We start from the raw sequence: 26,365 nt of genomic DNA, 5'->3' as shown, positions 1-26,365 counted from the left end.
CCCATTTGTTATTTCGGAGTACCCATTTGTTATTTCGGCGTACTCAGTTGTTATTTCGGAGTACCCATTTGTTATTTCGGAGTACCCATTTGTTATTTCGGCGTACCCATTTGTTATTTCGGAGTACCCATTTGTTATTTCGGCGTACCCATTTGTTATTTCGGCGTACTCATTTGTTATTTCGGAGTACCCATTTGTTATTTCGGCGTACTCATTTGTTATTTCGGAGTACCCATTTGTTATTTCGGCGTACTCATTCCCATTAGTTCGTAGGGTGTACAAAGGGTATAACGGTGAAGTTTAATTGCTGCCATTCTTCAATACCCCAATGGATGCCGGAAATCACCAACCACTTTGTCAAGTTCTTGAGCGATCGCTAGCAACTCCATCTCGCGCCATCGTTTGCCAATAATTTGGATTCCAATCGGTAAACCATTATGAGTTTGCCCTATAGGAATCACCACCGCCGGATGACCACTGAGATTAAATGGCATAGTGTAAGCTCCGTTTGCCACCGCATGAGGATAGGATTTACCCTCAATATCAATGGCGTTCCAAGCCGGACAATGGGTAAATGCAGGAGTTGCTGTCACAGGAGTGAGCCATATATCCCACGGTTCTAAAGCTTCATCGATTTGGGCAATGAAGCGATCGCGCTCGGTGAGTGTCTCGAAATATCCTCTTAAGCTGGGATTAAAAATTTCTGGCAGAAAGCTGCTGAAATTTCCCAATTTTCGCAATTTTTTGTCGCCTTGAGTTGCCGTGCGAAAAAGTAATTCTAAGCTGCGTAGCACATTGTAGCGATCCTTGGGTTGGGCGTAGTTGTTGATGTATGCTTCCATCCGTCCGCAGAGGTTCCACACTGTCGATAAATCGAAATCTTTGGGAACCCAGCGTTCAATATAAGTACCTGTTTGAGCGAGTTTTTGCACGACTGTCTGTATTGCGGCTCGAATTTGGGCAGCAACGGGAACTTCCACCCATTCATCAATCCAAGCAATTTTAAGATCCTGCAAAGACTTGCCTGATGGAGTATCAAGGGGAATCGGTGGCACATCTGGGCGACGCAAATCCGCACCCGCGATCAGCGAGAAACAAAGGCGAATGTCTTCGAGCGATCGCCCAAAACAGCCAATAGTCAACATTTGTCGCAAGCATAGCGGCATTCCCGGTACTTCAGGGATATTTCCGGCGGTAGAAATACGGCGATCTGTTGGCTTTAAGCCATACACGCCGCAGAAAGTTGCAGGTTGGCGCACGGAACCTGCAATATCGTTACCTATATCTAATGCTGAAAGTCCGGCTGCAACAGCAGCAGCACTACCTCCAGAACTGCCACCTGCTGTATAGTCAAGATTCCAGGGATTATTTACCCGTGGAAACAGAGAATTTGTACTTTGAAAATCACCAGCCAGTTCTGCCATGTTGGTTTTTCCCAGGATAACGGCTCCTGCTTTCCGCAGTCTGGCAACAACGGTGGCATCCTGTTGAGGAATGTAGTCTTTAAGAGGAATGTAACCTGCTGTGGTACGTAGTCCTACTGTTTCAAAAATGTCTTTGATTGTGATTGGGACACCGTGCAGAGCGCCCCAGTGTTCTCCTCTAGCTAGGGCTTCATCTGCAAGCTTTGCTTTAGTACGAGCATTGTCTTCGTCTAAGGTGCAAATTGCATTCAGTTTTGAGTTGTGTTTATAAATCTGCGCCAGGTAAGCATCGAACACTTCGACAGCAGAGACTTGGCGATCGCGAATCATCTGAGCAAGTTGATGAGCGGGTAAAAAAACTAAGTCACTCATAGGTTGATTTCACGTCATTTGTCAGATTCTAAGGCTTGATAAAAATATAGGAGAAAAAGTAAAAACGCTGGGTGTAAACACCCGTAAAACTACCTAAACACAAGCTTTAGGCGAACTAATGCTGTTCAGCTTCCTTCCGAAAGAATAGTTTTTATAATCTTTCTCTTCAAAGAGAGCAAGAAAATTTTTTGTACACTTATTCAGATTTATACCCCTTTTCTGTCACTCTCCGGGAGGGCGATCGCTAGAAGCCTCATGAGGCAATCAATACAAGCTATACTATTAGAAAAAAATAGGACTTGTATTTGTTATTAGAAAATAATCGCGCAATCGCTCGCTATACAAAAGCTCTAGATTATAGAAAAGGTAAATGTTTTCGGAGAGTGACAGAAGCGCCCAAGGAAAGCGATCACATTCCCAATGGATGTAAAGAAACATTTCTGTTTCTTGAAAGCACCGCACTGGCGGCGTTTTCCGCCCGTTATGGATGAAAGAAACAATAAGCATGGGCGCATGGGCGAAATACCAGATACATTTATAAGTATCCTGACAGTTAAAACCGTACCCACAATAGTGTATTAAAAAAAGCCTGATTGAAAGCATGGTTCTGGGTTGAATGGTTATGGCATTGGTGAAGGAAAATTTTCCTATCCCGTTTCAGAGATTATCTACATATAACCAACCCAGGTCAGGACATATTGGAATGATCAAACTGGGGTGCCAAGATGAAATTGCCAATAAACCAAGATCAAAATCCATTTAGTGGTCAAGAACAAAGGCTAGAGTCATCTAATGCTTCACATTTAGCGCAAATAAATGAGAATGCGGCAGGAATTGACTTGGGTAGTGCAGAACATTGGGTGTGTGTTCCGCCTCTGAGAGACGAGAAAAATGTGCGGCGATTTGGATGTTTTACCCCAGATTTGATGGCAATGGCTGATTGGTTGAGTCAATGTGGCGTAACATCTGTAGCAATGGAGGCAACAGGAGTATATTGGATTCCGGTGTTCCAAATTTTGGAAACCAGAGGGTTTGAGGTCAAACTGGTAAATGCTCACCATTTGAAAACAGTGCCAGGACGTAAAACAGATGTCAAAGACTGTCAATGGTTACAACAGTTACACACCTATGGGCTATTGTCTGGCTCTTTCCGCCCAGAAGATCAAGTTTGTATCTTACGTAGTTATATTCGCCAAAGAGAATGCTTGATTAAAAGTGCTGGAACTCATTTGCAAAGAATGCAAAAAGCACTGATTCAAATGAATCTACATTTACATCAAGTGATTAGCGATATTAGTGGTTTAACTGGAATGACAATTATTAAGGCAATTGTCGCTAGTGAACGAGACCCACAAAAGTTAGCTGCCCTCAAAGACCCTAGAATTAAAAGTAGTAAAACAGACATTGCTAAAGCCCTAACTGGAGACTATCGTCCAGAACATTTGTTTGTCCTCAATCAAGAGTTAACCCTTTATGAGGTTTATCAACAACAGATAGCTGCCATAGATAAAGAAATTGAAAAATGTTTAAATACGTTTGAAATTAAAGTACAGGATGAACCACCTCCCAGCAAGCGAAAACGCAGAAAAAAACCCGTAGGCAATAATCCCAATTTTGATTTACGTAAATATCTTTATCACATTTCTGGCGTAGATTTTACCCTGATTGATGGCCTTGATGTTTTGACTGTGCAAACCATTTTCTCAGAAGTTGGATTAGACCCCAAACGATTTCCCACTGTTAAGCACTTTACCTCATGGTTGGGTTTATGCCCTGGTCAAAAAATTACTGGTGGTAAAGTCAAAAGTTCTCAGACTCGTCGAGTTGTTAATCGTGCAGCTTCGGCTTTTCGGATGGCTGCTTTTTCTCTAACTCAAAGCCGTTCTGCTTTGGGTGCTTTTTACAGGCGTTTACGATCGCGCTTGGGTGCTCCAAAAGCCATCACCGCTACTGCCCATAAATTGGCACGCTTGTTTTACCAAATGTGGGCGACTGCTGGGCAATATACCGACCCTGGTATGGACTACTATGAGCAAAAATATCAGGAACTGATTCTCAAAAATCTCAGGAACAAAGCTCATGCTCTTGGTCTTGAAATTGTCCCAATTTCTCCAGAGCAGCAAAATACTCTATCCTCTCCTACCCTTGCTACATAAGCTTTACGCAAAGTGTTTCTTCAGAGAGGGATACAGCGCTTTCGGCTATTATGCAATACAGTTTTTCTTCTTGTCCTCTCCTATCAAAGCTTTCAGATTTGAGGATGTACCTCATAGCTAACGGAAGTGCTGTAAGCCTAACAAGCATCTAGCTCAACGTAGTCTTTGACCACGCATGACTACCCCTTTGCTATCTGTATCATAGACGTCACCGATGGTTCAACTCCGTAATTCGATACTTTCAGGATTTTGATAGGGATAAGATTATAACTAAACAACAGAGATATTTCATTTGGCAATGAGCTTGGGCTTAAAACGCTATCAATGTCTAGCTTTTGCTCGTAGAGTTTGACAGGTTTTTGAGAAGGATTAACATAAGCATATAAAGAAATTTTGTGGAGTCCACACTCATACATAAAATCTAAAGTATCAGGATGGAAAACGTAGTATTTAACAGCACTTTCACCAGGCTTAAGAGATATAATCTCAGGTATTTCTACCTGATTGTAATTAAATTGCTGACCAAAAAGGATGCTTTGCCTCCAAGCATAAAACCTTTCAATCTTATGATTTGAAAGGTTTGTAAGTTCAATGTAAAAAGCATCAATCACTCCAGTTCGACTACCAATGTTTATAATCGCAATCGGAAAATTGATAAGTAAGGTGTGATTTGGTAAACGCCCAAAAGTTATCCATCTTAGTGGAGGACTAACGAACTTTGCACCACGCCAAATATTCCAATAAGCAGTAAAAAGTGAAATTAAAAGGGACGTAGCTGCTATAAAGTCTTTGGCTTCTATCTTTGGCAAAACGATATTCGGTAGAGATAGATAAAACATGACGTTAGTTATAAATTCCATCTAACTACAAACCGTATTGAATGAATTCCTGACACTATTATCAACTTTAAAGCATTACTTTGCCTTCAATGTGATGGCTTGGATACTAAATACCTACCGACAATATTACATTCCGGAACAATCTTAGCTACTGGGTATTCACTTAATTTTAAAGACTTACAAGCTTTAAAACTCCATGTCTAATTGGGCGTTAATGATCGCTATCAGCAAAATAGCTCAACCACCGTCGGCTTAGTAACTTTCCCCATCGCGTTGCGCGGTAATTCTTCAACTATTAAAATTTGAGTTGGCACTTTATAAACAGCCAATCGCTCTTTTGCCCAACTCCTGAAAGCTTGTAATGTTAAAGGTTGTGAACCTTGCAATACTAATGCAGCACAAACCCGTTCACCCCATTCTAAATCGGCAACCCCAACCACTGCACATTCCTGAATATCTGGATGGGTTCTTAGCACTTCTTCAATTTCTAAAGCGGAAACTTTATACCCTCCAGTTTTGATGATATCCACACTCATCCGTCCCAGAATTCGGTAGTTCCCATTCTCGATTACGGCGGTATCTCCAGTACGGAACCAGCCATCTTGGAAGGCTTTGGCAGTTGCTTCGGGGTTTCGCCAATATTCGAGAAACACTCCGAGGCCTTTAACTTGGATCTCTCCTGGTGTTTCGCCTGGAACTAACTCTCCGTTCTCATCTACTAATCTCACTTCAACTTGAGGTAGAGGTTTACCAACATATCCAGACAACCGCTCACCATGTAAAGGGTTTGATAACGCCATGCCGATTTCAGTCATACCATAGCGCTCAAGCAGAAAATGGCCGCTGATGGTTTGCCACTTTTCTAAAACTTGAACTGGTAACGCTGCCGAACCAGAAACCATCAGGCGCATTTTAGCACAGCCTTCTGACATGATTTTTTGGCGTTCCTTAGAGGCAGTTTCCCAAGCCGCAATTAGTTTCACATAAATTGTTGGTACTGCCATAAATAAGGTTAAGTCACCGTCACAAATTCGGTTCCAAACGGTTTCTGCATCAAATTTGCTCAATATATGGCACTCCGCCCCAACCCATAAAGCACAAGTTAGTACGTTAATAATCCCATGAATATGATGTAGTGGCAGGATATGTAAAATGCGATCATTCGATGTCCATTCCCAAGCGGTGTTTAAGCTAGTCACTTGCGCTTGAATATTTTGATGGGTTGTAACTACACCTTTTGGTTTACCTGTTGTACCACTAGTGTAGAGAATTAAGGCGCGTCTAGTGATATCTATTTCTGGGAGGCGACTAATATTATGTGGAAGCGTTTCTGAGGTGAGGATAAATCTCAAATTGTCTTCTTGGGCTAGCGATGCCTGCGGCGGTAAACTACGCAGTATATCCTCAAAATTGGGATGAGCAATAATAATCGATGCTCCAGAATTAGTAATTACATACTCCAATTCTGGGCGTGGATGGGAAACACACAGAGGTACAGCTATGCCACCAGCCCGCCAAATTCCCCATTGAGTGGCTACATACTCAAACCCAGGCGGAATGAGAAAGGCAACTCGCTGCTCTTGTAAATCTTCTGTGTTTTGAAGAAGACTTGTTGCTATTTGACTGGAAGTGTGTAGCAAATCCTGATAGGTAAATGCTCCATCCGTTGTCACAATTGCTGTTTTTTTGTTATGTTCTTCAGCACGAATAATTAATGCTAGATTCATGTTTGTTTACCGATTTAAGGTTGATTGAGTTTACTTACTGAAAATATATATAATAGTAATCCTATTTGATTTCCTTTACACTGACAGACTCAGATCCCCGACTTCTTAAAGAAGTCGGGGATCTTTTTATTCATAACTTTATAGATACTACAACCAACGTTGTTTTTTAGCATAGGCAATACTGCCAATCACAATTAATGCCATCATACAGATCACCACAGGGTAAGCCCAAGGTTGTTCTAATTCCGGCATATATTTGAAATTCATCCCATAGAAACCAGACAGAAAAGTGATTGGTAAAAATATACTTGAAAGGATAGTCAGGCGATTAATTCGTTCGCCTGTTTTGCTAGCAATATTATCGCGTTGAATTTCCATTAATTCTGACATCCAGGCTCTTAGAGCTTGATATTCTTGCCATAGTTTATCAACGTGATGAACCAATTCTTGATTGAATAACTCTTTTACTGGCTGGCCGATCCATTGGAAATCTTCATTATCCATAATAGCCATAAGTAACTTGATACTTTGAAAATTCCGGCGTCCAGAACGAGTAGATTGCCTCATTGTGGCAATTTTTTGGTACGTTGATTCATCACCAGAATTGTCTAAAACTTCATCTTCTAAATCATCAAGTTTTCTAGAAATATAGGTAAATACAGTTTCGTAATTATTCAAAATATCTTTAAATATGAGATAAAAAAGATAGTCGATTCCCAATTGTTGAATATCTAGAGTTCGTTTTTGGAGATTATTAGCTAAAATAGTTAAAATTTTTAGTTCTGTGATTTCAAAAGTTATGATAAAATTATTTCCAACTACAATGTTACCACGCACAACCTCAAACTCATTATTTTTTATTTGAGAACTTAGAATTTCATAGCTATCAAATAAACAATCTTCTACGTCTTCATCAATTCCTACAGGGGAATGGTTGAAAATCATGTTGACACGAGATGGATTGAGTCCAAAGTGCTTGATAATTCTAGCTGTTCCAGTGCGATCGCGGAAGTGAACACAACGCAACCAAATATTGTGAGAACCATCAATTCTTTTCAGTACCGTATCGACATCTCTATGAGTAAATATTTCCAGGTTATCTGGATAAAAAGTCAGGAGAATTAGCATATAGCAATCCTAGTTGAGTCGTAATAAGATGCTGTGACTCATGGAAATTAATCAGGACTTTAGTCCTTGTTTTATAAGCACTAAAGTGCTTACTACAAACCATCAAAACTAGCTTGATAAAGTAATAGTCGTAAATTTGTAAAATAAAACACATTTAAATAGCACAATCACTCTCTAAGAGGATATCTGAGAAGTATTCAATATTTCGCTTGATCCCCCCTAGCCCCCCTTAAAAAGGGGGGAAATAGAATCAAAGTCCCCCTTTTTAAGGGGGATTTAGGGGGATCTACAAGTCTCGAATACAACACCAGAAAGTTTTCAGACATCCTCTAAGAGTTTTGACTGTTGATAGTCAACACTATATTGAGTGGTAACTCAATTTTTTTCTATTTTCCCAGATTTAGGGCGCGTAGTTGGCGCTGGCGCTGAATTATTTTGCAGAATTGCAATTTCCCGCCGTGCATCTTGATAACTATCTTGTTCCCCTTGCTGTTGGAAGAGTTTTGCAGCTTTTTTGAAGTCTGCGATCGCACCCAGTTTATTTTTCTGCTTGGTGCGAATCACGCCCCGGTTATAATAGGCTAAGGCATTGTTAGCATTAATTGCGATCGCTCGTGAATAATCTTGATTTGCAGCTTTTTTATTTCCCATTTCCAGATAAGCGTTACCACGGTTGTTATAAGCTGCTACATTATTAGTATCTAGTTTTAGCGCTGCGGTGTAATCTTCAATCGCGCCTTTATAATCTCCAAAAGAAAAGCGGTGAATCCCTCTGTGAATATAAGCTGCAATGAATTTAGGATCGATCTGTAAAATAGTGTTGTAATCTTCAGTCGCTTCTACTTTATTTCCCAGATCGCTGTAAATATCACCACGATTCAGATAAGCTTCTATATATTTTGGATTGATGTTGATTGCATCTGTGTAATCTTTAATTGCTTCAGATTTTTGTTTATTAATAGAATGAGTTAAACCCCTTTGATAATAAGCTTTAGCATCACTAGGATTAATCTTAATTACTTTATCAAAATCTTGGATTGCTTCAAGTCTTTGTTTGACGCGACGGCGAAGAATACCTCGTTGCAAGTAGGCTTCAGTATACTGGGGTTTAAGAGCGATCGCTTTGCTAAAATCTTCAATTGCACCTTTATTATCCTTCGATTGAGCACGAGCTAATCCTCTTCCATAGTAAGCATAAGCATCTTTAGAATTTAACTTAATTGCTTGAGTATAATCTGCGATCGCTTCTTTGTATTTGCCTAACGCCGAAAAAGCAAATCCTCGGTCAAAATAGGCATTAGCATCTTGAGGATTAAGCACAATAGCTTGGCTAGAGTCTGCTTGTGCTTGCTCGTAGTCTCCTAATCGATAATAAGCATCACCCCGCCTATTATAGGCTAAAGCATTTTGCGGATCTAATTTAATAGCTTGATTGAAATCTTCAACTGCTCCTTCATAGTTTCCTAACTCATATTTATTTACACCCTCTTGATATAATGTCTTTTGAGCATTACTTACAAGTTTTGGCAATCTAAATTGCCAAGCTGCAACACTAAGGGTAATACAGCCAGCTATCCCTGCTAAAACTAGTAATAATTTTTTCTGATGCTGTTTTTGTCGATCGTCATCAACATTTATTAACTTTTTCAGGTCGTCTAAGACTTCCGTTGCATACTGGTAGCGCTTACGGTAGTCAAAACGCACCATTTTATTAATAATTTTTGCTAATTTTCTGTTAACTTTGAGATTTTTATCGCGCCAAACTATTTCACCTGTCAGCTTATTTTTCTGACTTTGTAAATTAGATATTTCCTTTGCAGGTAAACCTTTCAGTGCTGCGATCGCAACAAGACCTAAAGCATATATATCACTGTTGTATTTGAGATTGCCGTTAATTTGCTCTATCGGCATATACTCGGAATTTTCAACAGTATTAGCGATCGCTTCATTAAAAGTACCCAAATTAATCAAAACTAACTTTTTATCTGATTCCCGGCGAATAATATTTGCTGGTGTAATATTCCGATGAATTATGCCATAGCTATGTACAATAACCAAAGTTTCTAATATCTCTGACAAAAGACTAATTACTTGGTCTTCCTTGAGAAGTTGTCCCTGGATAATTTCGTCAGTTAAAGGATTACCAGGTATGAATTCTTGGACTAGATAAAATTCTTCATTTTCTTCAAAAGAACCAATGAGCTTTTGAATTTTATCGTGTTCTTGTCCGAGTTTTTCTAAAGTTGCTGCCTTACTGTCAAACAAGCGACGTAGGATTGTTAAAGCTTGAGGATTGCTATTCGGAAGAGATAATTGCTTTACTATAAATTCTTCACCATTAAGATTAACATCTTCAACTAGATAGGTTTTCTCTTTTTCCCCATCATTGAGAACTTTTAGTATTTGATAATGTCCATCTAGTAAATGACTATTCATCAATATAAAATTATAGTCTAATAAATTGTTCGATTATAGCTTACGTGTTATTATTACTGATTTTAAAATATAAATATTTATTTATTAAGCAACTTCAAATGAGAGCGATGCGTCGAGCTGCTACGGCGTGTATATTTATCTCGTTTATCTCGTTTATCTCGTTTACCTCGTTCCCATGTTCTACATGGGAATGCTCCTCGTGGAGGCTCTGCCTCCAATCATATATTGAGTCAGAGACTCAATGAATGCATTCCCAGCCGGAGACTGGGAACGAGGAAAGTCTTATCAAGCTAGGTTTTTAGGACTTGTGTGTACACCGTAGCAAGCTTGGGAGAGGGATTTAGGGTGAGGGGATTGGATTCAGGTTTTACGCTGGTACGACAAATTTCTCGCTACCAGCCAGTTCAAAGGCTGCATGAATGGCTTGCAAAGCTTTAACACCTTGCTCTTGCGCCACAACACAACTAATTTTAATTTCTGAGGTGGCAATCATTTGAATATTGATTTCTTGTTGGGCTAAAGCTTCAAACATTTTAGCGGCAATACCTGGTTGTCCTACCATCCCTGCACCAACAATACTTACTTTAGCGATCGCACTATCTAAAACAACTTCACCCCATCCTAACTCTGCCGCTACTTGAGTAAGCATTTTTTTGGCATTTTCCCCATCGATCCGTGAGACTGTAAAAGCAATATCTCGTCTGGGAACACCATCAATCACCCGGCAACGCTGAGATTGGATAATCATATCAACACTAATATTATGTTGCGCTAATAATCCAAACAACTTTGCCGCCATCCCTGGACGATCTGGCAATTGGCGAATAGCAAGACGCGCTTGATTCATATCGAGAGCGACACCACGAACGGGAGGTGGGGAGTGAGGAGTTAGGAGTGAGGAGTTAGGAGTGAGGAATTCTCCCCTGCTCCCTGCTCCCTGCTCCCCTGTCTCAATTTCAAAGGCGTTACGGAGTGCTAAGACGGCGCGATCGCATTCTGTGGCATTGACTACGCAACTTACTTTCACTTCGCTGGTGGAAATCATTTGGATATTCACGCCAGCTTCAGCTAATGTGGCAAACATCTTTGCCGCGACACCAGGACGGCCAATCATTCCTGCGCCTGCGATGCTAACTTTGGCAATGTTATGTTCTACCATTACCTCGGCTTCTTCCAACTTGGGGTTAGATTGACTTCTCAGTGCTGGGGCGATCGCTGTTGCTACTGCTTCTGCTCGTTTTAATATTGGTGTGGTGACAGTAAAAGCAATGTCATTACTGTTACCTTCATGAACGGATTGAATAATTAAATCTACGTCTACTTTTTGCCGAGAAATTTCGCCAAATAACCTAGCTGCAACACCTGGTTTGTCGGGAACGCGCAACAAAGCGACCTTTGCTTGGTCAGTGTCAAATTCTACAGCATCCACTGGACGGGCAATTTCTAGATTGATTAGCGATCGCCCTTGGGGTTTGGCTGATGTCACCCAAGTACCTGGTTGATCCGTCCAGCTAGACCTAACTACCAGGGGAACACCATAGTTACGGGCAATTTCCACAGCACGGGGATGCAGCACTTTTGCGCCCAAGCTAGCTAATTCCAACATTTCATCGCAGGTGATGGCATCCATCAACTGGGCTTCAGCAACCAAGCGGGGATCTGTAGTGAGAATACCTGGAACATCTGTATAAATTTCGCAAAAATTCGCTTTTAATGCGGCTGCGATCGCCACTGCTGAAGTGTCGGAACCACCACGCCCCAAAGTCGTAATTTCCATCTCTCCGACGCTGGATGTGCCTTGAAAGCCAGCTACTACAACTACTTTACCTTCATTTATGTGGCGACTGAGGCGAGTAGTTTCAATATGCAAAATCCGAGCGCGGCTGTGTTCAGCTTCGGTAACAATTCCTACCTGAGCGCCAGTCATGGAAATTGCGGGTTGTCCGAGTTCCTGCAAAGCCATGCTGAGTAAGGCAATGGTTACTTGTTCGCCAGTAGAAAGCAACATATCCATTTCCCGGCGGTTAGGATTTGGAGAAATTTCATTAGCTAGTTTGACGAGTCCATCGGTGGTTTTGCCCATAGCCGAAACCACTACTACCAGAGAGTTTCCAGCTTGGACAGTTTTATAAACACGCTGTGCGACAGCTTGAATGCGTTCCACTGAACCGACAGATGTACCACCGTATTTCTGAACTATGAGCGCCATAACTTTTTTTAATCAATTGTGCCTGTTTTCATCAACGCTTCCGCCTAGTTAGGAAGCCTTCAAGGCTTATCAGTTATATAGTTTACTAAATATTGCGTCGAATGCCCTATAATAATTGATTATTCAAAAACTACATCTTCGTAAAGTGTTGCCATTGTTTCCTCAAAATCCACGCTATTGAGTCGAAATGATTGATGCTCTGATGTGTAAGATTGTAAAACCCATAACCCTTGTTCATTGCGTCGAAAACACTCAACTCGCTGACGTTTTGTATTAATTAAAACATACTCTTGCAGACTTTCCAGTGTTTGATAATCAGCGAATTTATCCCCCCGATCAAAAGCTTCGGTAGAATTAGATAAAACTTCCACAATTAAACAGGGAAATCTTTTATAACCTGTCGTTTCTCGATCGCGTGGATCGCAAGTAACCATCACATCGGGATAATAAAAGCGATTCAAAGATTCAATTCTGGCTTTCATGTCAGCGATGTAAACACGACAATCAGAGCCTCGCACATGATTACGGAGGAGAGATGCCAGGTTCAGAGCAATGGTAACGTGTGGATCTAGCGCTCCAGCCATTGCGTAAATATAGCCGTCTATATATTCATGCTTGATATCGCTCTGTTCCTCCATTTGGAGGTATTCTTCAACGGTGACGTAGTTTTGTTGGGGCGAGGCTATCATATTTTAAAGGTTTTATTGTGTTTTATTGTGCCGATTTATTTGTGGCGATGCGTTAGTAGGCGTAGTAGACTTTATAATCAGGTAAGGAACTTATGTAAGGAACCTGGATAATGGCTAGTGCGACCATCACTACTAAAGGGCAAGTAACTATTCCTAAAGAAATTAGGGATTATCTTAACCTTGATACAGGTAGTAAAGTTGATTTTGTCATTGATGAAAATGGAATAGTTAAATTAATTCCCTTGAATATTTCTATCCAAAGTTTATCAGGGATTTTACACCGCCCGGGAATGAAAAGCGCAACTTTAGAAGAAATGGAAGCTGCAATTAAAGAAGGCTCAAGTGATTGGACTTGATACAAATATTTTAGTACGCTACTTGACAAAAGATAATGAAAAGCAGTGGGAGCAAGCTGCTGAAATTATCGAAGGGGGAGAGCAATGTTTTGTTGCTAATATAGTGATTTGTGAATTGGTTTGGGTTTTACGAGGTAATCCTTATCAATTTAGCAGAGAAGAAATTAGTAACACTATAGAATTAATGCTGCAATGTTCGGTATTTGAGTTAGAAAATCGTTCTTTAGTTTATCAAGCATTACAAAGATTTAAGCAGGGAAGTGCAGATTTTTCTGATTATTTAATTGGGGCAATTGCTCAACATTCTGGTTGTAGTTCAACAGTGACTTTTGACAGAAAGTTGAGAAGCGAAAAGGGATTTGATTTATTTGAGTAATGGTTATGTAGCGATGTCTCCGATGGTCACTGAGCGGCTGGTGAACGGAGTCGAAACATGTCGAAGTGCGGGCTACGCCTACGCAGCTTTTGGCTCAAGATATACCAAGATGAATGCGTAAATTACTCTAATGAGTAAGCAAACTGGGGTTCAAGAAAGAAAAAGCTGCTTTTGCTTGCGTAAAACACTAAAATGAGAAAGAAAAAGCTACTTTTGTTTGCGTAAAACACTAAAATGCGAAATTAAAAGCTGCTTTTGAAGAAGAAAAAGCTACTTTTGTTTGTGGAAAACACTAAAATGCGAGATTAAAAGCTGCTTTTGAGAAAGAAAAAGCTGCTTTTGCATAAGTAATCAGGCATTTTTACTTAATTCAATATAAATTTCAGTCTAGGCGATACCTTTCATTCGGAACAGTACACGAACGCGATCGCACTTTTCAGTTTTATCACGGTATGCTTTGCACAAAACTAGCTTATTCTGGATTTTGGGGGAGGCGATCGCGAAGATTTGCTAAACTTCCACGAACAGTAACAGCATTTGGATGATTTATCCCTAACTGTCGCTCAAAAATATCCAAAGCTTGCAGGTACAAGGGTTCAGCTTCGCTGTATCTGCCTTGATCACGGTAGAGTGCCGCTAGGTTGTTAAGGCTTTCTGCAACATCTGGATGTTCTTCTCTCAGTAGCAACCGCCTGAGTGCCAAAGCTTGCAGGTATAAGGGTTCGGCTTCGCTGTATCTGCCTTGGGAGTAGTAGAGTCCTGCTAGGTTGTTGAGGCTAGCGGCAACAAATGGATGTTCTTCTCCCAGCAGCAACCGTCTGAGTGCCAAAGTTTCGATGTACAGGGGTTCGGCTTCTCTATATCTGCCTTGGTCACGATAGAGTCCTGCTAGGTTGTTAAGGCCAGTGGCGACATCTGGATGTTCTTCTCCTAGTAACTGACGCCAAAGTGCCAAAGCTTGGATGTACATGGGTTCGGCTTCGCTGTATCTGCCTTGGGAGTTGTAGAGTCTCGCTAGGTTGTTGAGGCTGAGTGCAACAAGAGGATGTTCTTCTCCCAGCAGGCGTCGCCTTAGTTCTAAAGCTTGCAGGTACAGGGATTCGGCTTCGCTATATCTTCCTTGGGAACGGTAGAATACTGCCAGGTTGTTGAAAGTTTCAGCAACATCCTGGTGTTGCTCTCCTAGGAGGCGTCGCCTTAGTTCCAAAGCTTGCAGGAACAGGGGTTCAGCTTCACTGTATTTTCCTTGGGAGTAGTATAGTACCGCTAGATTGTTGAGGCTTTCTGCAACATCAGGATGTTCCTTACCTAGCAGGCGTCGCCTTAGTTCTAAAGCTTGCAGGTATAATGGTTCGGCTTCGCTGTATTTTCCTTGAGAGTAGTAGAGTACCGCTAGATTGTTGAGGCTAGCGGCAACATCAGGATGTTCTTCTCCCAGACGTTTTTTGGTAACTTCTAGACACTGCTCATACCAGGGTGCTGCTTTGTCATACAATCCCTGACCATCATAAAATCGAGCGTTACTGGTGAATGCCCCAATTAAATCTTTATCGCTGATGTATTGGATGAGATTGTTTGCTACTTCTGCTAGATGAGGTATGGCAGGGGTGACATAGGTAATTTGCTGAAGCGTTGGGGCTTCAGGAATTTCTTTGGCAACAGCTGCTATTACCCGACAAAGCGATCGCTTTAATTCCTCTACTTGATTGAACTCAGCCTGCTTGAGTTGAAAAAATTCCCGAATGAGTTGATGTAGTTGGTAGCTGTCCTCACCTTGAAGCAGATGCAAACTCTCTAACTCAACTCTGCTATCTTCCAACTGTTCAGCATCTTTCCCCGTTTCTACACTTTCTACCAGTTTCCAGGGAATAGGAGCTAAAGCAAATAAACTCAGTAAAACACCTAACTCCTTGGCATCATCATTTAATTCTTCCCAACTTAACTCAAAAGCAGCAGCAACACCCCATTTGACATTCAGCGTCCAAGTGCGGTCTCTTTCATCCCGTGCTAAAGCTTCATGAGTTAACTTTTTTTCTTCTAACCGCCGCAACATTTCTGCTAAAGAGATTTTCCGCTTTTTCACATACCTCCCCACCAAATTCAGCGCTAAAGGCAAACAACCTAAACGCTGACAAATTTCTTTGGCATCTTCTAATTCCCGTGTGACTTTTTCTGCTCCCACCCACTCTTGTAAAAGTTCCAGTGCTGCGGACTCACTTAAAACATCTAGAGTAAATGACTGGGAAAAATCTAACTGTAATCTGGTGGTAATTAGCAGCTTAAACCGGGGTGATTGTGGTGGTAAATATTGTTCTACCTTGGGGTAATCGTTGACATCATCTAGCACTACCAACACATTCCCATCGTGCCAGCGTGACCAACAGAAATCAACTTGCTGTGGTAAATCCCAATCTTCTGGTGGTTTTAGTCCTAACTTAGCTATAGCAAACTGCAATATCTGAAGCCCAATATCTTCATCTCTAGCGCGTAACCAACAGATACCACCAGGGTAAGTGTTGAGTAGCAGGTGAATCAGTGCATACTGAGTTGCTAACTCTGTTTTTCCGACTCCTCCCATACCCTCAATAGCAGCAATCACCACTTGAGAACTGTGTTGTAGCCTTTCGTGCAGACTCACTAAAGTCTCAGCACGTCCGACAAACTTGACTATGCTACCACGAGGAATATTTTGAGGAATTTCCTTTGGTTTGAAAACGTCTGGCTGTTGAATAATAACCAGTAAATTCAGGATTTGGGTAATATCGCCTGTAGTCAGATTGCCGCCTACTTGAACATTTCGGAGAATGCTCTGTAAAATTTCTTCTGGGCTGTGATTTTTGCTCATGATTTTAGGCTTTCATGTCCACATTACCAAGCTCAAGATCGCCACCAAATTCAGAATCAACCACCGCTTCTTGATTCACTGAACCGTCTCTTGTGGCTGACAAATTTATATTGCCGACTTTAGCCTTGCCTTTTACCAGAATTCCTTTTATAACTATTTGATTAATCTGCGTTTGTGCCTCATTGGCTACAGCTTCGACAGCTTGAGCAATTTCAGGATCTTTTTTCGCCGCTTCCTCTACCTGTTGCCCAATAAGATAAGCTTGACCATAATCTAAAGGTTGTGTTTTAGCCTGTTCAATAACCTTTGCCGTGCTAGGTTCCTTGCGTTTCAACAGAACTAACAACTTTTCGCCTTCGCTCCAAGCCTTTTCGCCGATGATTTCCCCAGTTTTTTCAAAGGCTTTGATGATTACCAAAGTTGCGATCGCACCTGCTGTCAGTGATACTGGCTCCATAACTTTGCCAAAGTATACGAGATTTTACTTATGGTTCTCAGTTTAACAGCCTCTAAACACCTAATGAAGAGCAAATAACAGAATAAACTATAAAACAAATTAAAGGGACGACTCCAACAGGTGAAATCGTCCCTTGAAACTTATAAAAGTGAAATATTCTCTATCTGCTTACTCTTGCAGGTTCAACCCACTCATCCCAAGAGCTATCGTAGCCATCATAAGTAATTTTATAAAGATCGTTACTAACTTCTAAAACCTGCCCTGGATACCATTTACCCTTCCACAAAATTCTCACTGCATCTCCAGCTTGAAATGATGCCCGAAAGCGTGCAGTGCCAACCCATTCATTCCAGGAACTATCATAACCATCATAGGTAATATAGCACTTCTCATCATTAACCTGAAGTACCGTTGCTGGATACCATTTTTCTTTCCAAAGAACCTCAGCCTTTTGTCCCACAGAACAAGGTGAAGCAGCAAAAGCACTGGGAATTAATGTTCCTACCCAAGTTGCCATGAATATAGCACCAAACAATACTTTGTTTTTCATGATTATTTCTCTGCTCAAACAGTAAAACCAAATTTTGATGATGATTTCTGTAAATCTACTTCAAAATTTGCAACTAACTGTTACTATTTTTGTGGGATTTGTTTAGCGATCGCCTCAGCAAAAATTAGGAATTTTCACGGCTATTTGTGAAGATATCGCGTTTTAAATTAGCAGTAGTTATTGACTTTACTTAGAGGCTGTTTGAAAAGTGGTTGGCTGTGATTTGAGGCACTAACTGATCCCCCCTAGCCCCCCTTAAAAAGCCTTGTCATTACCAACATCTTTTAAACTGACTGGGTGATAAAATCAGCAGCCCAACACATATCCTGTAATCGCAACCAGCCTCGCCATAAGGTCTGCCAACCAGGTAGACCATCGGATTTGCGGCCAAGAAAACCACCCAAACGAGCGATCGCTAAAAAGAATTCACCCAAAGTCAACTCACAATTTGTCAACCCAAGACGAGCAACTAAGACTTTTAACATAATTGTAGGTATGTACTCGTGTGCCTTCAGTTGGGAATTGCTGCGACTAAGTTGGCGTAACTGTAATAATCTGACTGAAACTATAGCAAAAAAGCCAAGTAACCTTACCAGTGATGAAGCTGACTCCAATTGACGTTTTTCTACAGCACAACCAGTTTTGAGACACTTATGATACTCTTCAATTAACCAACGTGTAGCATACCAATCTAGTTGCATGAGGGCATCCTCACGAGCATTTACAGCAACAGTGGTAAATAGAATCCATTCTAAATCTCCTTCTGGTTCCCAACAACGAATACACCAACCATCTATTAGCTGTTGTTTTCTTTCACAGCCAATTGCTGGGGGTTGAATTGTCAATTGAGACCAAGCTACTTGTAAGTTAACTTGACGTTTGGGTTCTCCGTTGCGCCCACGCAAAACAACAGTTTTCTCCGCCATTGGTTGTAAAGAACGAGCAAATGCCTTGAGATACCCTTTGGTGGCATCAGGTTTAGTAATCACTCGGTTTTGAGTGACTCGTACTAAGCAGTGCCAGTACAAAGCTTTGGCTCGTCGAAGGTAAGAAAAAATATCACTCCCCCTGTCTCCGACACTTACCCAAATTGACCCAGTTTGTGGTGTTGGTGCAGTGCCGATGGATTCCACCATCTCTGCCCAAATTTCCCCTTCACCATCTGTTCTCAATAGTTCTGGTAGCGCTTCCACCAACGTGTTGTCATTGTCCTTTTTTTGACTACGCAGCCAAGGTATTTGTCCTGCCAATCCCAAAATTTGTGGATTCAAAGGTAACGGTACTACTGCTAAACACGTGTGTAGCATCATTCCTCTACCTTTGCCATCTCCAATATGCCCTAATCCCTTAACTTGCCGATGATGAGTATAATCTAGTTCTGTTGTGTCTTGGATGAATAAAACAACATTGGATTTTATTTCAGTTGCGCTTTGTTTCGTCTCCGTGATGTGAGGTTGAATTAATGCCTTATGAGTTACATCGTCTTCCGCAAATAATCGGTACGCAGCACGAATTTCATTCCAGCCTTGCATCATATCTGGTAAACTCCCTTGCGGGTTGGCAGCTATGGCTGCACCGATAGCGATCGCTCTTTGCGTACGACGAGTATCCCCTAATTCGGCATCTCCCCATTGCTCAACTGCCCAAGCATTGAGGTCTGTGAAATTTTTCAACTTCATACTCTGACTCTATTACATCCCTACCTCACTTTAAAAGATGTTGGTAATGACAAGCTTTTTAAGGGGGGAATCGGAATAAAAGTCCCCCTTTTTAAGGGGGATTTAGGGGGATCTAGAACATTTTGTTACCGAGAAAAAAACTTTTCAAACATCCTCTTAGGGCTTTCCAAGAAATAAATTATCCATTTTGTGGGATGGGCATCTTGCCCGTCCCCAATATTAGGACGGGCAAGATGCCCATCCTACAAGAAAATTTGGGATATTTTTTTATTTGGAAGTCCCTTACTTTAAGTTCTTAGATCCCTAACTTCTTCAAGAAGTCAGGGATCTATTAGTGTTCATACTGAAACTAGACTTCATATCCCTCTTCTGTCACTTTCCGGGTATTCTGAATAAAAGAATAAAAAAATAAAACCCTGAAAGGTAAGTAGGTCAATGGATGTAGAATTACAAATCTTGAAACATTTGGCAAGAGATGCTCACCCAACAGTTGCCACCATAGATGAATATTGTGCAGAGTATAAAGACCTGTTTAGAGAAGTAAGAAATTATGAGTGCTTCAAATATTTACATCTGGGAATAATGTCCCAAATTCAAAGAAAATCATTACCAGAGATAGCGAAAGTTGTAAGTATTAACTCAGCTCAGTCATTACATCATTTTCTAGCCAATTCAGATTGGTCAGTAAATAAGTTAAAACAACGAAGATTAAATAGATTGAAGAAAGAATTAGATGGTCAAGCAATTACAGTAGTCATAGATGAAACCGGAGATAGAAAAAAAGGTAAAAAGACTGATTATGTGGCTAGACAATATTTGGGAAGCGTGGGGAAGATAGATAATGGGATAGTTTCAGTTAATGCTTATGGAGTTTACTCTAATATAACTTTTCCATTAATTGTAAAAGTATTTAAACCAAAAGGAACACTAAAGGAGTCAGATAAATACAAAACGAAAATAGAGTTAGCATCAGAAATTATTACAGAGCTAATTGAATCAGGGTTTAATATTGAATTAGTACTGGCTGATAGCTTATATGGTGAAAGTAGTCAATTTATTAGAAAAATAGCTGAATATAATTTAGCTTATGTTGTATCAATTAGAAGTAATCATGGAGTTTGGTTGCCAGCAGGAGAAAGGGTTAGGGCGAATAAATGGTGTAAATTTGAGAGAACATTTAGCAATCAAAAATCAGAAGTTAGATACATTAGGGAAATAATTTATGGTAAAAAAAGAGCCATAACTTACTGGGAAATAACTACTGATCCAGAAACCATGCCAGAAAATTCTACTTCTTTTGTGATGACAAATCTTCAAGGTAATCTCAAGAAAACTTTAGGCGACTTATATGGATTAAGAACCTGGGTAGAATATGGTTTTCGGCAGTGTAAACAGGAACTAGGCTGGACAGATTACCGTTTCACCAATTTCCAACATATTGAGAGGTGGTGGGAGATTATTTTTTGTGTTTACACGATGATTAGTTTAAATTCTCCCGCCTTCTTAGGCTTAAATCAATCTCGTCACATTGAGACTGAGGCAGAAGAAAATAGTGATGTTGATTTTTCTAATCATCCGCAATGGAACCGCGAATACGGATGGAAAAATACTTTAAATAATCTGCGTCTAATTATCCAACCACTCTTACTATTTTGGTTGATTTATCCCTGGTTAAGCATTTTCCCTAATTCACACTTATTGCTAGGATTCAATCATTTAATTGCTGCAATGAATCAATTTAAACCTGGTTATGGTTCTGGATAATTTAACTTATTTACTACTTGCTTATTCCGGAAAGTGACAGAAGAGGGATATAGCCGTAGTCACACAGGTTAGGACATTTTGAAAGCATGAAAGCTAGAAATAGTAATACTTTTACCTCCTGCCTCACTTCTCGTGTCGGAGACGCTGCGCGTAGCTTGCTTCCCCGAAGGGGTATGGCTACGCTCAGTGACCACCTGCCTCCTGCTATAGTTGATTCATTTTTGTAAGTTTCTGGCTCTAAATCTAATTTCATAAATTCCGAGCAAACCTGCTGCTACTAGCAAAGGGAAGAAATAGTAGACTCCCCGATAAGCTAACATTGAACCCAAAACTGCCGCCGCCGAAACTTTTGAGGAGAGAATCAGCAAAATTATAGTTTCAAATACTCCCAAACCACCGGGAACATTACTAACCACACCTGCAAACATCGCTAGTAAATAAATTCCCAAAAAGTCTAAATATGACAAAGATATATTGCTAGGAAGTAAAACATAAAGAACTGCTGCTGCAAGAATCCAGTCAAAACTAGAAATTGCTATTTGAGCCAAGGAGATTTTAAAAGAAGGAAATCTAAATTCATGTCCGCGAATTATTAATGGTTGTTTGATAAAAATACTTCCTAGTAAATAAGCTGCAACTAATAGCAGAAAAATTACGCCGATGGGACGTACAGTAGCAAAAGGTAAATGTAATTGAGTGGGAATCTTCAGGGGGTTGATGATAAATAAGAAACCTGCAACAGCAAACATCCCTAACCAAAAGGTGAAATTGGCGAAAGCAATTACTTGAGCGATCGCAACTGCTGAAACTCCCCAACTAGCATAAAATCGATAACGGATAGCACTGCCAGTCAGTAAGGCAAAACCGATGGTATTACTAAATGCAGAGCTAATAAAGTTAGTGAAAGCTATCTTATTCCAGCTTAAAGAACGATTAATGTAGTTAAAACCTAAGATATCGTACCCAATCATCACTAGATAGCCCAAAGTTGTCAGCCAAATTGCCCAACTTACGCGACTTTTGGGAATAGCAGCTAGAGAGTTGAGGATATCACGATAATTATACTGACGTAATTCGTTTGCGATCGCCAATAGGGAAAGCACCAGCAGCAACAAGCCAAACAAAGAACTGAAATTTAGTTGCAGCTTTTTAAGCATAGTGAAGAAACTTATCCTAACCTTGACTTTTAATTTATAACCAGTCGTAAAGTTTCCATTCTGTTGACACAGCGTTGACATATCACTTGCATAAGATTTTGAAAACAAGCAACGACTACCCCATGCTCAATTTCCTTCAAAGATGAACTACAAACAATCTAAAACTCTCTTGCTATTTTCAGTATTAACTCTAGTTAGCTGTAATTTTTACCAAAGTGTCGTTGCAAAACCACCGCAACAGCAGAATTTACAAACAACGCCTTCCGTTGTTCCAATCCAGCGCAATACTAGCAACTCAGAAACTCCCCTAACCTATAAAATTGAAACTTACGATAGTCAAGCAATGGGTGCAAGTCGCACTTATGGCGTTTCTTTACCTCCTGGCTACGAGCAAAACCCCAAACAAAGGTATCCTGTAATCTTTCTCCTCCACGGTGGACATGGTAATCCCAGTGATTGGTTTATTCAGAATAAGGGACAAGCTCTCAAGACATTAGAACAACTTTATACTACAGGTAAGTTGCCACCCAGTATCATCATTACACCAGATGGCAACGACAAACGTGGCTCTAGTCCGTACCGAGATCCCGAATATATCGATGGCCCTAATGGTAAAGTCTCTACAGCCGTGGGCGATGAGTTAGTAAAAGTTGTGCAAAGCCGTTATCGGACAATAAATAATCCAGATTTTTGGGCGATAGGTGGTTTATCTTCTGGTGGTTGGGGAGCAATGAATGTGGGATTACATAACCTGGATCGTTTCTCGATTTTATTTAGTCATAGTGGTTATTTTCAAGATAAAAGTGGCCCGACGAATAGTCCAATATTTTATATCAAAACCATTCCTATACAAGCTCAAAAAAGGTTAAAAATCTACCTGGATTCGGGTACATCAGATATTGATGAACTCAAGGAAGCCGAGCGATTTAGTAAAGTACTAAATCAACTTAAAATTTATAATTCATTTCGTCAGTTTCCTGGCAGTCACACTTGGCAATACTGGCGGAAGCATTTAGCAGATTCATTAACATTTGTCGGCGAACAATTTCGAGCTTCAGAAACAGCAAATCTGGCTGATAAAACTTTAAGTATTAATCATAAAAAATGCTCAAAATAATTAAAAATCCATAGTACAGTCTCTAAAGTAAGTAAGTAAAAGTTTGTAGTAAGCACTTTAGTGCTTGGAAAATTAAGGACTAAAGTCCTTACTACGAACTTGCTTCCCCATCAATTTCAACTTGAGAGATTACTAGTATAATAAATAATACTATTTTACCAACCATTTAATACTTGAAAACCACATTTTCAAAATTATACTGCTATTTTAAAAATGTTCATTATAGTAAGTTCTAATGGAGGTAATTTTTTAAGTTAAAAGAATATAAAGAATATGAAGATTTCTAAATTTTTAATTGGCTTAGTAGGAGCGATCGCACTCCTCACGAGCGCAGGTTATTATTATGTATTCATCTTAGGTGCGCCACAACTAGACCCACCCAAAAAAGAGGCAAATACTGGGCTAAAGTTTCAATTAGCAACCTTCAACTCCCAAGCGATGGGTGCAGTCCGTAACTACGGCGTGATTTTGCCCCCTAGTTATAATAAAAATCCCCAAAAGCGCTACCCTGTGATATTCTTACTACACGGGGGTCATGATGATGCTCGTGCCTATGCTGATAAATACGCACTTTTAGACGTATTGCATGAACTTTATCAAAGTGGAAAATTACCGCCATCGATTGTGATTACACCTGATGGTAATGATAATCGCGGTTCTAGTCCTTTATACGACCCCGATTACTTTGATGGGCCGAATGGCAAAATAGGGACTTTGATTGGTTCAGAATTAGTACAAGTTGTCAAGTCGCGCTACCGCACTTTGGAAGAACCCCAATTTTGGGCACTAGGAGGTCTATCTTCTGGAGGATGGGGTGCATTTAATATTGGATTGCGCTATCTCAACAACTTTCAGATTTTGTTTAGCCATAGCGGTTACTTTACTGATGATAGCGGTTCACAAAATAGTCCTCAACAAATTGTGCAACAGCTACCAGTTAAAGATAGGAAGCGATTGCGTGTTTACCTAGATGCAGGTGTGAACGATCCTAATTTGTTAGCCTCTACCAAAGCCTTCAACGAAACCTTAAATAAATTAGGCATTGCTCACGTATTTTATGCATTTCCTGGAGGTCATGGTTTGTCTGGTGCTAATGTAGGTTGGAACTACTTTCACAAACATCTTAAAGATTCACTCTCCTATGTAGGGGAACAGTTTAAAAAGTTAGGAGTTAGGAGTTAAGAGTTAAAAATTAAAAACTCCTAACTCCTAACTCCTCACTCCTAACTACTAACGAAAAATGACAAATAATTTAAAAACTCAGATTGGACTTTGGAGTGCAGTTTTCCTAACAGGTTTAGTCGGAGTAGTAAATTTATTATCAGCAGTGACACCTAACCTCTATGGGCGGACTCACTGGTTAAAGGAATTTTTACCATTTGAAATTCGTGCCAGTGGTCATATATTTGCAGCATTGACTGGATTTATTTTATTAACACTTGCTACTAATTTATTACGCCGGAAAAGAATAGCCTGGTTACTGACCATTGCTTTACTAGTAATTTCCATTTGCAGCCACTTGCTGAAGGGACTGGACTATGAAGAAAGTCTACTCTCTGGAGTTTTACTAGTGCAATTAATCTTGATGCGCCATTCTTTCACGGCGCAATCAGACCGTCCTTCCATTGCACGGGGAGTCAGAGTGCTGATAGGCGCTTTATTATTTACCCTGGCATACGGAACGATTGGATTTTACTTGTTAGACGGCAAATTTTCAGAAAATTTTAACTGGCGCGAAGCGATAGTTCAGACTTTGGCGATGTTCTTCACCGAAGATAACTGGGGACTGCAACCAAAGAGCCGATTTGGAGAATTTTTTGCTAATTCTATCTATATTATTGCCGCAGGTACTATTACTTATGCAATAGTAATGCTCTTGCAACCTGTGTTTTGGCGCAATCTAACAACTATAAATGAGCAACGCAGAGTTAAAGAAATTGTCGAGCAATATGGATGTTCTTCTTTAGCAGCGCTCACACTCTTAAATGATAAAAGTTATTATTTCAGTCCTTCGGGTAATAGTGTAATTGCTTATGTTCCCAAAGGACGGGGCGCGATCGCATTAGGAGATCCCATCGGCCCCATTGAAGACCGCAAAGAGACAATTATTGCTTTCTGGCAGTTTTGTCAGCGTAATGACTGGTATCCTGGCTTTTACCAAACTATGCCCGATGATGTAGAGCTTTACAAGTCATTGGGGTTTAAGGTACTCAAGATTGGAGAGGAAGCGATCGTTGACTTAAAAAGTTTTACCTTACAAGGTAAAGCCGGTAAAAACTTTAGACCATCAATCAGTCGTTTAACTAAGTTAGGATACCAAATCGACTTTTACCAACCACCCATCGCCAATGATTTATTGCACCGACTCAAACCTGTGAGTGATGAATGGTTGAAAATGGTACAAGGTTCAGAAAAACAATTTTCTTTGGGTTGGTTTGACGAAGCTTACCTGCGAGAGTGCGAGATTGCTGTGGTGCATAATCCTGAAGGTAATATCAGCGCCTTTGCCAACATTATTCGAGAGTACCAACTTAACGAAGCGACTATTGACATGATGCGACATCGTGCTTCCATTGAAAATGGCACAATGGACTTTCTATTTATTTCCCTGCTCCAGCATTTTAAAGAGAATGGCTACGACAGCTTTAATTTCGGTCTTTCTGCGCTAGCGGGAGTTGGAGATAACCCCGAATCGCGCCGCTTGGAGAAAGTATTGCACTATCTTTACGAGCATTTGAATCGCTTCTACAACTTCAAGGGATTGCACGCCTACAAAGACAAGTTCCGTCCCCGTTGGGAACCGCGTTACTTGGTTTACCCCAGTTTAGCTGCCTTACCAGATGTAGTTGTAGCATTGATTCGTGCAGATTCAGGCGATCGCCTTTTTGATTATTTCAAACCCGGAGCCTAAATGTGCGAAAAAATAATGTGCTGGTTCCTTGCTGTTCCCCTGAATTGGATATTTCAGGCGGTTAGGAACAGATATATCAATCGATGCCTACAGTGGGCTATGCCTACACAACTGGGCATTTATATGATACAATTGTACTATAAGTTATAAATATCGGATAAGTATACAACGCA

General features: G+C 40.4%; 19 protein-coding genes. 7 read left to right on the top strand and 12 right to left on the bottom strand.

From position 1 onward, the window contains the following. Nucleotides 1-317 precede the first annotated feature (317 nt). Nucleotides 318-1,796, bottom strand: a complete 1,479-nt coding sequence (locus QUD05_RS03465; protein WP_289794881.1) for an amidase — start codon at nucleotides 1,794-1,796, stop codon at nucleotides 318-320. 725 nt (nucleotides 1,797-2,521) lie between these two features. On the opposite strand from QUD05_RS03465, the gene QUD05_RS03460 reads away from it, so the two are divergent. After that, entirely contained in the window at nucleotides 2,522-3,952 is a 1,431-nt protein-coding gene (locus tag QUD05_RS03460; protein ID WP_289794880.1) for an IS110 family RNA-guided transposase, read from the top strand. 179 nt (nucleotides 3,953-4,131) lie between these two features. Here QUD05_RS03460 and QUD05_RS03455 read toward each other — a convergent pair whose 3' ends face one another. The 6 genes from QUD05_RS03455 to QUD05_RS03430 all read right to left on the bottom strand — a co-directional run bounded on the left by QUD05_RS03455 (nucleotide 4,132) and on the right by QUD05_RS03430 (nucleotide 12,980). After that, nucleotides 4,132-4,812: a hypothetical protein gene (locus QUD05_RS03455; protein ID WP_289794879.1), complete on the bottom strand. Its 681-nt coding sequence runs from the start codon at nucleotides 4,810-4,812 to the stop codon at nucleotides 4,132-4,134. A 203-nt stretch (nucleotides 4,813-5,015) separates the two neighbouring features. Then, nucleotides 5,016-6,518, bottom strand: coding sequence for an acyl-CoA synthetase (locus QUD05_RS03450; RefSeq protein ID WP_289794878.1), 1,503 nt, complete (start codon nucleotides 6,516-6,518; stop codon nucleotides 5,016-5,018). Between the two features lie 147 nt (nucleotides 6,519-6,665). Then, nucleotides 6,666-7,646 (bottom strand): magnesium transporter CorA family protein, encoded by a 981-nt coding sequence (locus tag QUD05_RS03445; RefSeq protein WP_289794877.1) that lies wholly within the window; start codon nucleotides 7,644-7,646, stop codon nucleotides 6,666-6,668. Between the two features lie 375 nt (nucleotides 7,647-8,021). After that, the gene (locus tag QUD05_RS03440) at nucleotides 8,022-10,082 is read right to left on the bottom strand and encodes a tetratricopeptide repeat protein (RefSeq protein ID WP_289794876.1); all 2,061 of its coding nucleotides are present in this window, start codon (nucleotides 10,080-10,082) and stop codon (nucleotides 8,022-8,024) included. 367 nt (nucleotides 10,083-10,449) lie between these two features. Beyond that, nucleotides 10,450-12,291: an aspartate kinase gene (locus QUD05_RS03435; RefSeq protein ID WP_289794875.1), complete on the bottom strand. Its 1,842-nt coding sequence runs from the start codon at nucleotides 12,289-12,291 to the stop codon at nucleotides 10,450-10,452. Between the two features lie 119 nt (nucleotides 12,292-12,410). Next, entirely contained in the window at nucleotides 12,411-12,980 is a 570-nt protein-coding gene (locus QUD05_RS03430; RefSeq protein WP_289794874.1) for a Uma2 family endonuclease, read from the bottom strand. 110 nt (nucleotides 12,981-13,090) lie between these two features. On the opposite strand from QUD05_RS03430, the gene QUD05_RS03425 reads away from it, so the two are divergent. Then, the gene (locus QUD05_RS03425) at nucleotides 13,091-13,336 is read left to right on the top strand and encodes an AbrB/MazE/SpoVT family DNA-binding domain-containing protein (protein WP_289794873.1); all 246 of its coding nucleotides are present in this window, start codon (nucleotides 13,091-13,093) and stop codon (nucleotides 13,334-13,336) included. Further along, nucleotides 13,323-13,712 (top strand): type II toxin-antitoxin system VapC family toxin, encoded by a 390-nt coding sequence (locus tag QUD05_RS03420; RefSeq protein ID WP_289794872.1) that lies wholly within the window; start codon nucleotides 13,323-13,325, stop codon nucleotides 13,710-13,712. The genes QUD05_RS03425 and QUD05_RS03420 overlap by 14 nt, the downstream gene beginning before the upstream one ends. Nucleotides 13,713-14,184: 472 nt before the next feature. On the opposite strand, the gene QUD05_RS03415 is transcribed toward QUD05_RS03420, so the two are convergent. The 4 genes from QUD05_RS03415 to QUD05_RS03400 all read right to left on the bottom strand — a co-directional run bounded on the left by QUD05_RS03415 (nucleotide 14,185) and on the right by QUD05_RS03400 (nucleotide 19,243). Further along, entirely contained in the window at nucleotides 14,185-16,557 is a 2,373-nt protein-coding gene (locus QUD05_RS03415; RefSeq protein WP_289794871.1) for a tetratricopeptide repeat protein, read from the bottom strand. Between the two features lie 4 nt (nucleotides 16,558-16,561). Continuing rightward, complete coding sequence (locus tag QUD05_RS03410) at nucleotides 16,562-17,014, bottom strand: hypothetical protein (protein WP_289794870.1); 453 nt, start codon at nucleotides 17,012-17,014, stop codon at nucleotides 16,562-16,564. A gap of 160 nt (nucleotides 17,015-17,174) precedes the next feature. Next, nucleotides 17,175-17,564 (bottom strand): agenet domain-containing protein, encoded by a 390-nt coding sequence (locus QUD05_RS03405; RefSeq protein WP_289794869.1) that lies wholly within the window; start codon nucleotides 17,562-17,564, stop codon nucleotides 17,175-17,177. Between the two features lie 284 nt (nucleotides 17,565-17,848). After that, a complete protein-coding gene (locus QUD05_RS03400; RefSeq protein ID WP_289794868.1) occupies nucleotides 17,849-19,243 on the bottom strand; it encodes an IS4 family transposase in 1,395 nt (464 codons plus the stop codon). 435 nt (nucleotides 19,244-19,678) lie between these two features. On the opposite strand from QUD05_RS03400, the gene QUD05_RS03395 reads away from it, so the two are divergent. Further along, nucleotides 19,679-21,007 (top strand): IS701 family transposase, encoded by a 1,329-nt coding sequence (locus tag QUD05_RS03395; protein WP_289794867.1) that lies wholly within the window; start codon nucleotides 19,679-19,681, stop codon nucleotides 21,005-21,007. A gap of 215 nt (nucleotides 21,008-21,222) precedes the next feature. Here the strand turns inward: QUD05_RS03395 and QUD05_RS03390 are convergent, their stop codons facing one another. Then, the gene (locus tag QUD05_RS03390; RefSeq protein ID WP_289794866.1) at nucleotides 21,223-22,164 is read right to left on the bottom strand and encodes a lysylphosphatidylglycerol synthase domain-containing protein; all 942 of its coding nucleotides are present in this window, start codon (nucleotides 22,162-22,164) and stop codon (nucleotides 21,223-21,225) included. 142 nt (nucleotides 22,165-22,306) lie between these two features. Between QUD05_RS03390 and QUD05_RS03385 the strand changes: the two genes are divergently transcribed. From QUD05_RS03385 to QUD05_RS03375, 3 genes are all read left to right on the top strand, one after another. Beyond that, nucleotides 22,307-23,281, top strand: coding sequence for an alpha/beta hydrolase (locus QUD05_RS03385; protein WP_289794865.1), 975 nt, complete (start codon nucleotides 22,307-22,309; stop codon nucleotides 23,279-23,281). A 273-nt stretch (nucleotides 23,282-23,554) separates the two neighbouring features. Further along, entirely contained in the window at nucleotides 23,555-24,463 is a 909-nt protein-coding gene (locus tag QUD05_RS03380) for an alpha/beta hydrolase (protein ID WP_289794864.1), read from the top strand. A 58-nt stretch (nucleotides 24,464-24,521) separates the two neighbouring features. Then, complete coding sequence (locus tag QUD05_RS03375; protein WP_289794863.1) at nucleotides 24,522-26,192, top strand: phosphatidylglycerol lysyltransferase domain-containing protein; 1,671 nt, start codon at nucleotides 24,522-24,524, stop codon at nucleotides 26,190-26,192. The last annotated feature ends 173 nt before the right edge of the window (nucleotides 26,193-26,365 follow it).

Source organism: Nostoc sp. GT001 (genome assembly GCF_030382115.1).
Classification (GTDB): domain Bacteria; phylum Cyanobacteriota; class Cyanobacteriia; order Cyanobacteriales; family Nostocaceae; genus Nostoc.
Note: the sequence above shows the minus strand (reverse complement) of the source record. Positions and strands in the feature narration are given on the sequence as shown.